The following is a 14,459-nucleotide window of genomic DNA, read 5'->3' as shown; positions in this document are numbered from 1 at the left end:
GATCTGTTGATTCTGCTCAAGGCAGGTTCGGCGGATAAACAGCAGAGGACACGAAGTATGGGACAGGCAATTTCACGGCCAGACGGCGAAATGGAGCGTCTGGTTGCTGTGCGGTCGATCATGCCTTTCAAGAATGCCGAAATGCCGGAATTGAAGGTGCTGTCGCAATTGGGGCAGGGGATCTTCGGGGTGTCCCGGGCGGCGATCCATATTGTTGACGAGGACTGGCTTCATATTGCCGAACAGGCGGGAATGGAGCTGTCGGAATGCCCGCGCGACCTGTCGATCTGCACCCGCGTCGTCAGCAGGAAAGATGTGGTGGTTATCGCTGACCTGACGAAGCATCCGGATTTTCGTTTCATGCCCTATGTGAAGGGCGGCCCTGAACTGCGTTCCTATGCCGGTGCGCCGATCGAGCTGGAGCCGGGTCTTGTGGTCGGCTCCTTTTGCCTGGTCGATACCGAGACGCGGGAATTTTCGCAGGCGGAGATCGATAGTCTGAGAGGCTTTGCCCTGCTGGCCGCTGCGCTTCTGCGGCTCCAGAAAGCCAATTTCACGATGAGCCTCGCTGAACGGGAGCTGCGTGACGCGGCGATGACCGATCCGCTGACGGGATTTTATAATCGCAAGGCTCTGGATGCGGTTGTCGACAGCCAGCTGGGCCTCGCCCTGCTTGCAAACCAGGCCTTCGGCGTCCTCTATCTTGATCTCGATGGTTTCAAGACCATCAACGACACGCTGGGCCACCCGGCGGGTGATCGTGTGCTGACGGAGGCCGCGGCGCGCATCCGTGACGTGATCCGGGACGAAGATATCGTGGTGCGAATGGGCGGTGATGAATTCGCGATTTTCATACCCCCACCGAGCAGCGCCGCGATGTTGAATGGAGTGGCAGAGCGGCTGCTGGCCGCTTTCCGCAATCCTTTCGATATCGACGGGCAAGAGGTCAGCGCGCGTCTCAGCATCGGCGGTGCGCTGGCCCCGCAGGCAGGCACGGACCGCGCCACGCTTCTGCGCAGTGTCGACGAAGCGCTGTATCAGGCCAAAAAATCAGGGCGCGACCGCTTCGTCAGCCGCGCCCTGTGATGCCTGGCGTTTCGAGAGACGTTTTCTTTTCTCAGTCGTAGAAAGAATCCACAAATTTGTGACGGCCGAGCAGGAAAGCGTCGGCCACATGGGTCAACGGCGCAAGATCGACGTCGGAGCGGCCCGCCTTGATGATTTCCGAGAAGCGCTCGTAAAGGGCGGGATATTCCCTCTCCGGCTGCGACAGCTTTTCTTCCCCGTCGATCGAGAGCTTCGCGCCGCCTTCAGACAACACCATCTGCCCGGCTGCGGTTTCCGCGACGATATCCCAGCTCTGCTTGCCGGTCTGGCGCCAGTCGAACTCGGCATGGACGGGGGTTTTCAGGACGTCGGAGAAGTGCAGGTCAGCTGCGATCGGGGCGTCGCGGTTCTCCGGGAATTCGAGCGTTGCCTTGGTGAGGAACAGCGCATGCGGCAGGATGTGCGTGATGATGGAAAGCGCATTGATGCCGGGGTCGAACACGCCGAGACCGCCTGCCTGCCAGATCCATTCCTGGTTCGGGTGCCAGTGGCGAACATCTTCTTTCCAGATGACGTGAACGCTATTGATCTTCGTAGACCCCAGAAACACCTTTGCGGCCTCGACTGCCGGCGCATAGCGCGAGTGCCAGCTGGCAAATAGCGACAGGCCCTTGGTATCGGCAAGCCGAACGAGGTCCTGTACTTCCGATAAGGTGGCGCCCGGCGGCTTTTCGAGGAAGACGTGCTTGCCGGCATTCAGAGCGGCATGAGCGGCCTCATAGCGATATTGCGGCGGCATGCACAGGGACACGGCTTCGATATCAGGCACAGCCTCGAGCATCGCTTCGATCGTGCCGAAGGAAGCAACCCCCTCGACTGTGCCGTGGCGGCTTGCGGTGCAAATCAATTCGAAATCGGGATTGCCGGAAATGGCCGGAAGGTGCTGGTCGCGAACGATTTTGCCGACGCCGACGATGGCAAGCTTTGTGGCTGACATGGAATGAACCTGTTGCAATGCTGTCTGGGATAAAGTGTGACTTTTTACCGATTTCTAGCAGAAACGATTAAAGGAGCAAGGCGGTCGTCTCACCAGCGCAATCTTTTTCAGTCCGTAACCTGATAACAAATCTGGTGTGTTGGATTACTGTACGAATTCGATATTGGAAAAATAAAGTAGAAAATAAAAATATTGAAGTTATAAGTTGAATTCTTAAGTCAGATTCCAAGATAAAACCCAGAGAATATTAGAAGTTGCGACGTTATTTTAGAATATAATAGAATATCGTGGAGGGCAGGTGATTTCCGGTTTGTTTAGAGATGACCGTTCGCCGGGCTTTGCTCAGAAAGTCAACGAAAGCAGCCATCAGTTCAATACATGGGGGCTGATTTTCGGTGCCGTTCTCTATGATCTGTACATTTTCGTCGACATGACACTCGTGCCCGAGATCATCTGGCTTGATTTGATCGTCCGTCTGGTGGTCATCACGCCGGTGCTGTTCCTTTATTTCCCCATTCGGCATTATGCGCTTCAGGCGCGACCGGATGCGGTGGTGCATGAGGTTCTTCATGCCATCGGCTGCATGGTCGTTGTCGGATCCATCATGTTCATCTACGCCAACGCCCGGACCTCGTCGGCGAGCGAATATTACATGGGCATCGTCACCGTCGTCCTCTACATGAACACGATACACCGGCAGCCCTTTCCAGTGGCTTTGCTTGGCACCGTTGGCTGCATGACGGTTTTCATCATTGGCATGGACTATGTCACGGTCACGAGTGAAGTGGCCAAGGTTCCGGCAATCATGTGCTCCATCGGTATCAGCGCCGTCTCGCTGTTTGCGGCCTATCGCATCGAGAAGGTGGAGCGAAGGGATTATCTGGCGTCCCTGCGTGAAAAGACATTGCTGCAGCAGATTCAAACCGCAAACCACGAACTTCAGCGGATCTCCAATACCGACCAGCTGACCGGCATCCGCAACCGGCGCAGCTTCGACGACGCCGTGCGTGAAATCTCGGGCAGCGACAGGCCGCGCGCACTCATCCTTCTCGATGTCGATTATTTCAAGAATTACAACGATTCGGAGGGGCACGTGGCAGGAGACGACTGTTTGCGCAGGGTCGCCGGAAGGCTGCGCGGCACGCTGCGCAAAGAAGACGGCGACAGACGTTTCATCGCCCGCTACGGCGGTGAGGAATTCGTGGTTCTTCTCGACGATTGCGTCGTCGCAGCTGCAATCAGGGTCGCCGAAAGACTGAGACTGGCCGTCATTGATGAGGCCATTGCCCATCCGAGCCGCCCCGACGGCCGCAATGTCGTCACCGTCAGCCTCGGTGTTGCGGTCTCCGAAAGCAGCACGGAGGACATCGACGAGACGCTCAGGCGGGCAGATATGGCGCTCTACGAGGCAAAACGTCGAGGCCGGGACCGCCTGGTGCTTGACCCCGGGCGGAAAGCCGCGATGGCCGGGCCGCCGGAACTGGGCTGCATAGAGCCCCGTGACTCGTCATCGAATGGCAGAGATGTGGGGACGGAATTTGACGTTGGGCGGAGCGGCATTTGACAAGGTCTCGCGATGGAACGCGGTGGCGGGGACAATCAAGGAGGAAGTGCAGATGATGGAAACGATTGTTGCTCAGGCCGCGGCGTCCGTTGCGGAATTGCCGTTTCTCCTGCTTCAGGCGGCCGCCGTCGTTGGCATGATTTCGATGCTGATCCTGCTGCGCCGAAACATCGCTCTCGAAGACCCGCGTTATAAAATTTATTACGGCATTGTTTTTGGCGTCGCCGGTTTTCTGCTGACCCTCCTGGTCTCCGAATTCATCAAGCTGCCCTCCAAACCGTACATCCGCTCGGACCTGCTGTTCCTCGCCGGCGTTTTGGGCTCCTGGCAGGGCGGGTTGATCACACTGGTACTGGTTGCGGCCGGCCGCCTCATCATCGGCGGCCCGGTTCTGTTTTTCTCCGCCCTGCAGGATATGGCTGTCGTCTCGACTTGCGGAATTCTGATGTACGGCTGGATGCGCCGCCGACGCCTGACGGATCTGAAAGCAGGCGATGTCGTCACGGTTTTTGCGGCGCGATTCGTCTGCGTCCTGTTTGCCATCTACCTTTCTTATCTTCTCGGGCTCGTGGATCAGGCGCTGTTCTTCAGTGCGGTCGGCCGTCGCACGCTAGGGGCCGTGGCGGTCGGCCTGCCGATGATTGCATGCCTCTTCATCCTGCTGCGGAGCGAGGCGGGGGCAAGGGAAGAGCAGAAAAAGCGGGAGGCGGCGGCGCGAACCGATCCTCTGACAGGCCTGCCCAACCGGCGCGCCCTGAAAGACCATATTGAAACCATCATGCTGCAAGCGCCGGCGGTTCCGCATGCTCTCGTCCTGATCGAAATCGTCAACATCGCCGATGTCGCCGCCTACGAAGGGGAGGATTGGGGCGATCACTTCTGGCCGCGGCTGGCGCAGGAAATCTGCGGCGGCAACGATGGTCTGCTTTCCAGTGCCGATATGCCCGCCTGTTTCATGTTCGGGGATATGACGCTCGCGATCGTCATGCAGGGCGTTTCGCTGGAGAAATCGGAAAACGCGCGGCTGATAATGCGCCTGCACGACGGGCTGAGTGCGTATTCCCGTGCTGCGGCGGCGGGTCCGGTTCCGCATCTCAAGATCGGTGGGGCCAATCTCGATGTGCTCTCCCAGCGCAACGTCGCCTCCTTCCTCCGCCACTTGAGTCTTGCTCTGGCAGGCAGCGATCATCCCATTCAGATATTTCCTTTTTCGCTGGCTGAAAAAGCGACGCGGGACGAGGATGTGCGGCGGATGTTGGTCGACTGGATCGAAAGCGGAAGGCCACCGATTCTCTACCAGCCGAAATTTGAAATGTGTAATCGCCGCATGATTGGCGCGGAAGCGCTGTTACGTGCCGCCGACGGTCGAGGGCAGGCGCTTTCGCCCTATTACGTTCTGGAGATCGCGCAGCGGCACAGGCTGCTTGCGGATTTTGAGTGGGCGACGGTCGAAGCCGTGGTTCGAGACCTCTGCAATCTGCGCGGGCTCGACGAGGATTTTCACCTGTCGGTGAACATTTCCGCTTCATCCTTTGCCTCGGATCGTTTCGCGGATCGTGTCGTGACGCTGTTGAACCGCATGGCGGTGCCGACGCACCGCCTGTCGATCGAAGTGACGGAGATGAGCAAGATACCGACCAACGACGTCGTGCAGCGCAATTTCGACACGCTGGTGGCCGCGGGGGTACGGCTGGCACTGGATGATTTCGGCACGGGTTATGCGGCGCTCACGCTCCTTGCACGGTTTCCCTTCGAAGAGGTCAAGATCGACCACTGGATGACCTCGCGCATGGACCAGGCGCGGTTCAGGGAGGCGATTGCGCTCGCCTTCGAAAGTGCCGAACGCTATGGCGCGAAGCTGGTGACCGAAGGCATCGAAACGGAGGAGCAGAGCAAGCTCTTGATGCAGATGGGTATTCGCTTCGGTCAGGGCTATCTTTATTCTCACGCCGTTCCGTTTGACCGGTTGAAGCCGCTCAGCCAAGTCGCCTAGCACCGTGCTCCGAAATGGCCATGTTCGTTGTGTACAAGCCGGCCAATGAGGGCCTGCTGACCATGGATGACCGGCTCGTCGTCCAGACTGGCGGTCTACCTGTCAAGATCGGTGCGGTCCTCGTTGGCGGCATCGGCATCGGCGGTGCACCATCGGGCGCCATCGACACCGAAGCGCCCAAAAAGGTCTGAGCGCCAACGGCGCGGGGTCAGCCACGTCGATGGCGCGGCGGCTTCCAGCAGGGCCGCTGGCCGCGCGAGCCATCTGAAACCTTTGTGGTGGGGATCGGCCATCGGTGGCGGGAGAAGTCTTACGGCGACCGGCAGCGCGAAAGCCTGCCGCCCTTTCTTCCGGCCCTGAGCCGGAATTCAGGCGGTGCTCGCCTGCGTGGCGGAAAAATTCCTCCAGCCAAAGGATTTATGCTGTCTGGGTGCCGGACTAAACCAGCCATGACGGACGTAAAAATCTGCGTACGACTTCACCGTCGGAATGCTGCAACCGGGCCAAGTGCGGTCCGGCTCGAAGCTCGAAGCCCAGCGTCAGCCCGCCATGGCTTCCTCATATTCGCTGGAAAGCAGCAGCCATTGCTCCTCCGCATCGGAAAGCTTGGCAGCGGCTTCCCCGCGTTCCTTCACTTTCTGCGCGGCCTTCGCAGGCGCCTTTTCGTAAAGGGCAGGGTCCGCCAACTCCTTGTCGAGAGACTGAATCAGTTTCTCAAGCTTTGCCGTCAGGGATTCGATTTCGTTGATCTTTTTCTTCAGCGGGGCAAGCTGGGCGCGCTTTTCGGCACTGGCCTTGCGTTGATCTGCCTTCGATGCCTGATCGGCAGCAGCCTCTGTCTTGTCTTCCTTTTTCCTGCCGGAGGAAACCACGAGATCGCGATATTCCTCCATGTCGCCTTCGAAAGTTTTGACCGTACCATCGGCGACCAGCCACAGCCGGTCCACCGTCGCCTCGATCAGGTGGCGGTCGTGCGAGATGAGGATGACGGCGCCGCTATAGTCATTCAGTGCCTCGATCAGCGCGCGGCGGCTGTCGATGTCGAGGTGGTTGGTCGGTTCGTCAAGGATCAGCAGGTTCGGCGCATGGAAGGCCGCAAGCCCCATCAGCAGGCGAGCTTTTTCGCCACCGGACAAGTCCTTTGCCGCCGTCGCCATTTTTTCCGTCGCAAGGCCCATCTGGGCGACACGGGCGCGCACCTGCGCTTCCGGCGCCAGCGGCATCAGCTTGCGCACATGCTCCACCGGCGTTTCATCTGGCACGAGATCGTCCAGCTGATGCTGCGCGAAGAAACCGATCTTCAGGCCGGGCGCAACGCGAAGGTCGCCCGCCTGCGGGGCGAGCCGGCCGGAAATGAATTTTGCGAAGGTGGATTTACCATTGCCGTTGGAGCCAAGCAGCGCGATGCGGTCGTCATTATCGATCCTGAGATTGAGCTGCTTCAGAATGGACTTGCCGGGCTCGTAACCGACAGCGCCGCCATTGATGGCGACAATGGGAGAGGCGGGCTGCTTTTCGGGTTCGGGAAAGGTGATCGGCTGAACATGGTCTTCGATCACGGCGGCTACCGTGCCCATGCGCTCCAGCGCCTTGATGCGGCTCTGCGCCTGCCGGGCCTTGGTGGCCTTGGCGCGAAAACGGTCGATGAAGCTTTGCAGGTGTTTACGCGCGGCGTCGTTTTTCGCCTTCGCTTTCATCTGCAATTCGTCGGCCTCGGCCTTCTGCCGCTCGAACTGGTCGTAGCCGCCGCGATAGAAGGTCAGCTTCTTCTGGTCCAGATGCACGATCGAATTGACCGCGTTGTTGAGGAGATCGCGGTCATGGCTGATGATGATGACGGTGTGCGGATAGCGCCTGATGTAATCTTCCAGCCAGAGCGTGCCTTCGAGATCGAGATAGTTGGTCGGTTCGTCAAGCAGCAAAAGGTCGGGTTCGGCAAACAGCACCGAGGCGAGCGCCACGCGCATGCGCCAGCCGCCGGAAAAGGAGGAAGCCGGGCGAAGCTGCGCCTCATGGTCGAAACCGAGGCCGGCAAGGATACTGGAGGCGCGCGCTTCTGCCGAATGGGCATCGATGTCGACAAGCCGCATCTGAATTTCCGCGATACGGTGCGGATCGGTCGCGGTTTCCGCTTCGGCCAGCAATCTGCTGCGTTCCTTGTCGGCAGAAAGCACGATGGAAATCAGCGATTCCTCCGTTCCCGGTGCTTCCTGCGCCACCTGGCCGATACGCGCCTGTTTGGGGATCGTCACCGAACCGCTTTCCGCCGAAAAGTCGCCGGTAATCACCCGGAACAGGGTGGATTTGCCGGCCCCGTTGCGGCCGACAAGGCCCGCCTTCACACCGGCGGGAAGCGTCACGCTGGCGTGGTCCAGAAGCAGACGCCCGGCAATGCGAGCGGAAAGATCGGTAATCGTAATCATGGCGCCGTTTTGGCCGAACTGACCGGCCAAGGCAAGAGCGCCGGCGCCACATCGCGCGAGATAACGCGATCAATCGCCGAGTTGTTCGAGATAGCTGCGGCGGCTGTGCTGCGCGACGTCGCGGGAGTAGCCGACGACGCAATTTCGTGTGCTGCTGCGCGCCGAAAGCAGCGCCAGTTCCGCATGGCCGTAAAATTCGGCCGGCGTCGTCGTGCCGTCCACGGCGGCCACGCCGATCGAAACCGTCAGATGCTCGCCATCCCCGCCGCTCGTGACGAAGCGTAAGTCCTCCACGCTCTGCCGCAGTCGCTCCGCAATGGCCTCGGCCGTGTTCTGCGGGACGCCGGCAAACAGAAAGGCGAACTCGTCACCGCCGATGCGGGCAACGAAATCGTCCTTCTTGATGGTCTTGCGGAACAGCGCGGCGAGGCGTCTCAGTGCCTTGTTGCCGGCGGCCGGGCCATATTTGCCGTTGATTTCACGGAAATGATCGATATCCAGCAGCACCAGTGAGGTGGCGGAGGCAGCCTTGTCTTCCGCAAACAGGCCGCGAAGCTTTTCAAGAAAAGCGGCCCGGTTCGGCAGCGCTGTCAGCGCATCGCGCAGGGAGGCCGTCTGCAACTCGGCCCGATGCCTTTCGACGTCGCGGATTTTCACGAGGCCCATGGCAATGAAATGCCGAAGGCTCGTCTGCTCCTCGTGAATATCGCCGAGCAATTCCGCGACACGTTCCGGCACCGGCTGCTTGCCGCCCTGGTCACTGATGCCATGCATGAATGTCTCCGTTCGCTTCAGGCTGGCATCCAGTCGCGCGGAGATTTGTGTCAGCGTATCGAGCGCCTCGCTCGCCATCTGTTCGGCCTCGATCCTTGAAAAGCCAGGCAGATTGTGCCGCTGGCCAATCAGGTCGATTTCATGCTGTTGCGGTGCATTTCCGAGCGCAAGAACGTCCCGGCCCATCGAAGGGTTGTGTCCCGACAAGATCTCATAGATCAGCTCGTAGTTACGCGGCAAAGGCGCGATGTTCATCTTGGTGATGAACTGCGTGATCTTTGTAACGACAAGTGCGCTTCTTGTCTGCTCGCGTTTCTTATCGCCCGCCGATGACGTCACTGACTGCCTCAATACCACTTGATTATTATAAATGGCCGGTAATAACCGATTGTTGAATGGCACGAAGCCTACAAGCGACGGTTTAAAATTGACTGAATCCGAGAAGAACTTTCGATCTGGCGTCATGCATTTTTCACGCTTCGGCGCGGAAGCTTGAGCAAAACGTGTCTTGATCAATCGTATGACAAATCCTGATTTGATTTCGCGCTGCCGCGGTCCTTAATATCGGCGCATCGAGATTGATGAAAAGGGTTGCCCATGACCACGTCCAGAACGCTTTATTCCCTGTGCGGAAGCGATGCATCGCGCCCGTTCTCGCCCCACTGCTGGAAAACGGTGCTTTCGCTGGCGCACAAGGGGCTGGATTTCGAGGAGCGTCCTTTGCCCTTCACGGTCATTCCGACTGTCGAGGACGGGTTTTCCAAAACGGTGCCGATCCTTCGGGACGGTGATCAGCTGGTGAGCGACAGCTTCGAGATCGCCCTCTACCTCGATGAAGCCTATCCGGAACGGCCCTCGCTATTTGACGGAGAAGGCGGCAAGGCGATGGCCCGGTTCGTCGAAAGCTGGTCGCAGACGGTGCTGCACCCAGCCATCACCCGTATTGCGGTCCTCGATATCCACAATATGCTGGATGAGCCTGACCGTCATTATTTCCGGGATAGCCGCACCAAGGCGCTCGGCCGTCCGCTCGAAGATGTGGTGGCAAACCGCGAGGCGGAAATTGCCGCCTTTCCCGGTTTGCTGGCGCCGATCCGGCGGATGCTGAGCTTCCAGCCCTTCATCGGTGGCACGTCGCCGCTCTTTGCCGATTACATCGTCTTCGGGGCGCTGCAATGGGCGAGGATCACCACCGGCGCCGATCTGTTCGCCGAGAATGACCCGGTGAGGGACTGGTTCGAAGGCTGTCTCGACCTGTATGATGCGAGGGGTCGCAGTGTGACAGCGGCGTGAAATGTCTGGCGTCATCGCCGCAATCTCGTTGATCCCCCTTGTTTTCGGGCCTTTGGGCGGGTAAAGACCGCCCACTTTCTCTGAAGGAAAAGGAAACGGACACATGGCGATTGAACGCACATTTTCGATGATCAAGCCGGACGCAACCAAGCGTAACCTGACGGGCGCGATCACCAAGGTATTTGAAGACAACGGCCTGCGCGTCGTCGCCTCCAAGCGCGTCTGGATGAGCAAGCGCGAAGCCGAAGGCTTCTACGCCGTTCACAAGGAACGCCCCTTCTTCGGCGAACTCGTTGAAGGCATGACCTCCGGCCCGACCATCGTTCAGGTTCTGGAAGGCGAAAACGCCATCCTCAAGAACCGCGAAATCATGGGCGCCACCAACCCGGCCCAGGCCGCTGAAGGCACCATCCGCAAGACCTTCGCGCTCTCCATCGGCGAAAACTCCGTTCACGGCTCCGACGCGCCGGAAACCGCCGCACAGGAAATCGCCTACTGGTTCGCCGAAACCGAAATCGTCGGCTGATTCAAAACCTCAACAGCTTGAATCGCCCTCTCAGGCGATTGGGTGAAGCTGCTGAAAAGACTCAAGGAAACGGGGCCGAAAGGCTCCGTTTTTTTTGAGAGGCGGGAAGGTCACGCCGCTCTCTACGACGCCGGGCACCCCTGAACCGGTCGCATATCCGTAGAGCCATCTGACTTGAACACCTCCGGATTGGGCGTATAGAGCGGGCCGACCACCAGCGGCTTCGCCGGTAGAGCCGACTGGTCCGTATCGGAGCGGATGGTGGTCTGGATCGTCTGGAGAATGTCACCTTCCGGTGCCTTGATGCGGATGGAGACCTTGTAGGGCCGATCCTGCTTAACACATTCGACCGGCGGGCTCTGAACGGTGATCCTGTCGTCTGTCGGAAAAATCTTATCGTTTATGATGAGGTCCGGACCGCCACGCGGGTTCTCGAAAGCCGCTTCAACCGTGCTGCCATCGCGGATCGGGGCGATGCGCTGCAGCGTTACCAGATAGGTGGCGACAGCCACGCGGTAGTTGAAGACGAACATGCGCCCGGAAAGCTTCGCCACCTCGCGAGGTTCGTCGCGTTGGCAACCCGTAAGGGACAGCAAGGCGACGATCGCCAGCAGGGGCAGGGCAATTTTCATGGCTGCGCCTCTTTCCTGCGATGATAATGCCGGCTGGCCTTCTGCCGGTTGCCGCACACCGCCATGTCACACCAGATCCGGCTTCTGTTCCTGCTGCGGTCTAGAAACAGCCAGCCGCAATTGGCGCAGATGCGGAGCCTCTCCCTGACATCGCCGGAAAGCAGCGACAGGGAGGAATGGACGGTAGCGTTGGCAAGACTCTCCTGGGTCGGGAATACTCTCAGTGCCAAGGCGCTGGCGGAGAAAAACCGGGCCAGCTTACCGTCATCGGCCCCGCCGGCGACAGACGACCGGAAATGATCGTCGATCGCTTCGCGCAACTCCAGAAAAAGCGGTCGCTCGGTCGCCCCTGGTGAGACGAGGGTGGGAAACCTGTCACGCTCCCCGCCAAGCCGCATGGCCGCTTCGGCAAAGGCAGCGATCTGCTCCGGCTCAGCAAAGCGGTCGAGCCTCCTTGCCGGGTCCGCACGTAGGATGACGCTGTTGGCGACATCGAGCGCCAGTGCTCCCCCTGCAAAACGATGTTCCGTCCAACTGAATGTCATGACCATATTATAACTACCAAAACAGATTTTAACAGTTATAATCGCCATTGGGGAGGACGGGCTTGGCTTATTTCCTGCAACAATTGCTGAATGCCGTGCCGATCGCATCCCTGTATGCGGTTTTGGCCTTCGGTTACGCCATTGCCTTTTCCGTCACCAAACGCGCCGACGTCACCTATGGCGCCATCTTCGCCTTCGCCGGGCAGACTTGCCTGCTGTTTGCCGACTTCGGCTGGAACCGGTTGTGGCTGGTTCTGCCGGCAACCTTGGCGCTGGGGGCGGGGGCAGGTCTTTTGGGGGGCTTGTGGGCGGCGGGCTTCATTGGCCGGGCGGTTATGCGACCGCTGGCGAAGGCCTCTCCCAACACGGTAACTGTCGCCTCCGTCGGCGTGCTGATCGCGCTCACGGAAAGTGCTAGACTTGCCGCCGATACAAAACAGTTGTGGCTGCCGCCTTTCTTGTCGCAGCCCGTGCGTTTTTGGAGCGAGGGCGGCTTTGCCGTCACCCTGACACCGATTCAGATGCTGAATACGGCGGTCTTCTGCCTGCTCATTCTCGCAGGCTCGCTTTACCTCAACCGCTCCGCCTTTGGCAGACGATGGAGGGCGATATCGGACGATAGCTTTGCCGCATCGCTCCTCGGGGTGAATGCCGGCAGGGTTTTTCTGCTGTCCTACTGCGCGGCGGGCCTCGTTGCGGCCACAGCCGGTGTGCTCGCGACCTTTTATTACGGCACCATGGATTTCGGAGCGGGCCTCGTCTTCGGTCTGAAAGTCGTGCTGATTTCGGCAGCGGGCGGATATGCGAGCCCGCTCATCTGCGGCCTGGGGGCAGCCGCAGTCGGCTTTGCCGAGACATTCTGGGTCGGTTACGGGCCTGCCGCCTGGCGGGATGCGGCGGTTCTGGCCTTGCTGGTCGGCTGGCTGATCGTCATGCGCAGCAGGGTCGAAGCGCCCTGAGGCTGGCCGTTATCGCCACCTGTCCTTGGCCGTATCGTCTGCAACCTTCGCGGCAACCCAGTCGCCCGCCATCCCATCCTTGCCATGTTCCTTTTTCCAGAACGGGGCGGATGTTTTGAGATAGTCCATCACGAAATTCGCGCCGTCGAACGCGGCCTGTCGATGCGATGAGGCGGCAATGACGAGAACGATGTTTTCACCCGTCGCGATCTTACCGTGGCGATGGATGGCGGTGAGGCCGAGAAGATCGAAACGCTCCATGGCAAGGATTGCGATGCGGGTGATTTCCGCTTCCGCCATGCCCGGGTAATGTTCGAGTTCCAGCGCCGCGAGCGTGCCGCCATCGTCGCGGCAGAGCCCGGTGAAGGCGACGACCGCGCCGATGCTTCTGTCACGCTCGGTTATCAGGCGGGTTTCCACCGCAGCGTCGAAATCATCTGTCTGGACGCGGACTGTCGGCTGCATTCCCTCATCCCCCTGTCATGGGCGGAAAAATGCCGATCTCGCGCGCGCCGACGATGCTTTCGTCGTGCTCGACATGTTCCTGATTGACCGCAACGCGGATCACGTTCGGAAACTCGAAAGCGGTCTCATAATTTTCGCCACGCGACGCGAGCCAGGCGATCAGCTCTCCAGCGGTGGTGACGTAAGAGGGAATGTCCAGCTCCTCTTCATCGGTGCCGATCTTCTCGCGAACCCAGGCGAAATAAACGATCCGTGTCATTAGTCTTCGTCCACGATGTGTTTCAGGCCGGCCTTGAAGTAATCATAGCCGGTATACATGGTAAGGGCCGCGGCGAGCCAGAGCAGGGTGATGCCCATTTCCGTCGTGTAGGGCAGCACCTTGTCGCCGGCGGGGCCTGCGAGCAGAAAGGCGATGGCGACCATCTGAATGGTCGTCTTCCACTTGGCGATGCGGGTGACGGGTACGCTGACCTTCAGCGCCGCCAGATATTCGCGCAGGCCAGAGACGAGAATTTCACGGCAGAGAATGGTAATCGCAGCCCACAACGACCAGCCGGCAATCGTGCCATCCGCCGCCATCAGAAGCAGCACGGAAGCGACCAGCAGCTTGTCGGCGATCGGGTCCAGCATGCGGCCGATATTCGATGTCTGGTTCCAGATACGCGCCAGATAGCCATCGAGAAAATCGGTAAGCGAGGCGATGATGAACAGCCACAGCGCCGTCCAGCGGGCAAAATCCGAGCTCTCCAGTTTTCCTTCGACATAAAAGCAAAGGACGATGACCGGAACGGCGAGAATCCGGCCGTAGGTCAGGAGGTTGGGAATGCTGTATGCGCGCGAAGCCATGGGGAAACCTGTCAGTCTGAGATCAGCTGCCTTGATGCCGCCGCTAGGGCATAGCGTCAACACGTGTTTATGTTTTTTTAGCAGGTCTGCCCCGCCGTTCTGCGTCAATCGCTGCCGCTCTCGTGGAAGTGATTGTAGATTTGCCGCGCCACCGTCTCGGAAATGCCGGTGACAGCCATCAGGTCGTTAAGGCCGGCGCGGGATACCGCCTTTGCCGTGCCGAAATGCTGCAGCAGGGAGCGCTTCCGTCCCGGACCGATTCCCGAAATCTCATCCAGCGGGTTGCGCACCATTTCCTTCTTGCGCCGCGCCCGGTGCGAGCCGATGGCGAAGCGATGGGCCTCGTCACGCATACGCTGGATGAAATAAAGCACGGGGTCACGCGGTGGCAGCGA

The 14,459-nt window shown here is 59.5% G+C and carries 15 protein-coding genes and 1 pseudogene; 7 read left to right on the top strand and 9 right to left on the bottom strand.

The features are described from left to right. Positions 1-57 precede the first annotated feature (57 nt). Positions 58-1,086, top strand: coding sequence for a sensor domain-containing diguanylate cyclase (locus ACUTJJ_RS13080; RefSeq protein ID WP_063951125.1), 1,029 nt, complete (start codon positions 58-60; stop codon positions 1,084-1,086). Between the two features lie 31 nt (positions 1,087-1,117). On the opposite strand, the gene ACUTJJ_RS13075 is transcribed toward ACUTJJ_RS13080, so the two are convergent. Beyond that, positions 1,118-2,044, bottom strand: coding sequence for a Gfo/Idh/MocA family protein (locus tag ACUTJJ_RS13075; RefSeq protein ID WP_445542440.1), 927 nt, complete (start codon positions 2,042-2,044; stop codon positions 1,118-1,120). Positions 2,045-2,342: 298 nt separating this feature from the next. On the opposite strand from ACUTJJ_RS13075, the gene ACUTJJ_RS13070 reads away from it, so the two are divergent. The 3 genes and pseudogenes from ACUTJJ_RS13070 to ACUTJJ_RS13060 all read left to right on the top strand — a co-directional run. Continuing rightward, the gene (locus ACUTJJ_RS13070; protein ID WP_445542439.1) at positions 2,343-3,608 is read left to right on the top strand and encodes a diguanylate cyclase; all 1,266 of its coding nucleotides are present in this window, start codon (positions 2,343-2,345) and stop codon (positions 3,606-3,608) included. Positions 3,609-3,660: 52 nt separating this feature from the next. After that, positions 3,661-5,601, top strand: a complete 1,941-nt coding sequence (locus ACUTJJ_RS13065) for an EAL domain-containing protein (RefSeq protein ID WP_445542438.1) — start codon at positions 3,661-3,663, stop codon at positions 5,599-5,601. 11 nt (positions 5,602-5,612) lie between these two features. Further along, a pseudogene (locus ACUTJJ_RS13060) lies at positions 5,613-5,869 on the top strand (heme-binding protein); the annotation flags it as partial. 271 nt (positions 5,870-6,140) lie between these two features. Here the strand turns inward: ACUTJJ_RS13060 and ACUTJJ_RS13055 are convergent. Further along, positions 6,141-8,024 carry an ABC-F family ATP-binding cassette domain-containing protein gene (locus tag ACUTJJ_RS13055; protein ID WP_296071060.1) on the bottom strand — a complete coding sequence of 628 codons (1,884 nt, stop codon included), beginning with the start codon at positions 8,022-8,024 and terminating at the stop codon, positions 6,141-6,143. Positions 8,025-8,093: 69 nt separating this feature from the next. Further along, positions 8,094-9,137 carry a GGDEF domain-containing protein gene (locus tag ACUTJJ_RS13050; RefSeq protein WP_209088929.1) on the bottom strand — a complete coding sequence of 348 codons (1,044 nt, stop codon included), beginning with the start codon at positions 9,135-9,137 and terminating at the stop codon, positions 8,094-8,096. A gap of 258 nt (positions 9,138-9,395) precedes the next feature. On the opposite strand from ACUTJJ_RS13050, the gene ACUTJJ_RS13045 reads away from it, so the two are divergent. Together ACUTJJ_RS13045 and ndk are read left to right on the top strand one after the other, a co-directional pair. Beyond that, positions 9,396-10,091 carry a glutathione S-transferase family protein gene (locus ACUTJJ_RS13045; protein WP_063951088.1) on the top strand — a complete coding sequence of 232 codons (696 nt, stop codon included), beginning with the start codon at positions 9,396-9,398 and terminating at the stop codon, positions 10,089-10,091. 103 nt (positions 10,092-10,194) lie between these two features. Continuing rightward, a complete protein-coding gene (gene ndk / locus ACUTJJ_RS13040; protein ID WP_003496769.1) occupies positions 10,195-10,617 on the top strand; it encodes a nucleoside-diphosphate kinase in 423 nt (140 codons plus the stop codon). A gap of 122 nt (positions 10,618-10,739) precedes the next feature. Here ndk and ACUTJJ_RS13035 read toward each other — a convergent pair whose 3' ends face one another. Together ACUTJJ_RS13035 and ACUTJJ_RS13030 are read right to left on the bottom strand one after the other, a co-directional pair. After that, positions 10,740-11,249: a hypothetical protein gene (locus ACUTJJ_RS13035; protein WP_445542437.1), complete on the bottom strand. Its 510-nt coding sequence runs from the start codon at positions 11,247-11,249 to the stop codon at positions 10,740-10,742. Beyond that, complete coding sequence (locus ACUTJJ_RS13030) at positions 11,246-11,794, bottom strand: CGNR zinc finger domain-containing protein (RefSeq protein ID WP_445542436.1); 549 nt, start codon at positions 11,792-11,794, stop codon at positions 11,246-11,248. The genes ACUTJJ_RS13035 and ACUTJJ_RS13030 overlap by 4 nt, the downstream gene beginning before the upstream one ends. Before the next feature lie 62 nt (positions 11,795-11,856). On the opposite strand from ACUTJJ_RS13030, the gene ACUTJJ_RS13025 reads away from it, so the two are divergent. Then, a complete protein-coding gene (locus tag ACUTJJ_RS13025) occupies positions 11,857-12,753 on the top strand; it encodes a branched-chain amino acid ABC transporter permease (protein WP_445542435.1) in 897 nt (298 codons plus the stop codon). 9 nt (positions 12,754-12,762) lie between these two features. On the opposite strand, the gene ACUTJJ_RS13020 is transcribed toward ACUTJJ_RS13025, so the two are convergent. The 4 genes from ACUTJJ_RS13020 to ACUTJJ_RS13005 all read right to left on the bottom strand — a co-directional run. After that, a complete protein-coding gene (locus tag ACUTJJ_RS13020; protein WP_445542434.1) occupies positions 12,763-13,218 on the bottom strand; it encodes a molybdenum cofactor biosynthesis protein MoaE in 456 nt (151 codons plus the stop codon). A 4-nt stretch (positions 13,219-13,222) separates the two neighbouring features. After that, entirely contained in the window at positions 13,223-13,477 is a 255-nt protein-coding gene (gene moaD, locus ACUTJJ_RS13015) for a molybdopterin converting factor subunit 1 (protein WP_445542433.1), read from the bottom strand. After that, on the bottom strand, positions 13,477-14,064 hold the full coding sequence (gene pgsA / locus ACUTJJ_RS13010) for a CDP-diacylglycerol--glycerol-3-phosphate 3-phosphatidyltransferase (RefSeq protein ID WP_063951399.1): 588 nt from the start codon (positions 14,062-14,064) through the stop codon (positions 13,477-13,479). Before pgsA ends, moaD begins: the two co-directional genes overlap by 1 nt. 104 nt (positions 14,065-14,168) lie before the next feature. Continuing rightward, positions 14,169-14,459, bottom strand: a 291-nt coding sequence (locus ACUTJJ_RS13005; protein ID WP_445542432.1) for a helix-hairpin-helix domain-containing protein, incomplete at its 5' end; no start/stop codon positions are given.

Source organism: Agrobacterium sp. DKPNP3 (assembly GCF_052686535.1).
The sequence above is the reverse complement of the archived record's forward strand: the minus strand, read 5'-3'. Positions and strand labels throughout refer to the sequence as shown.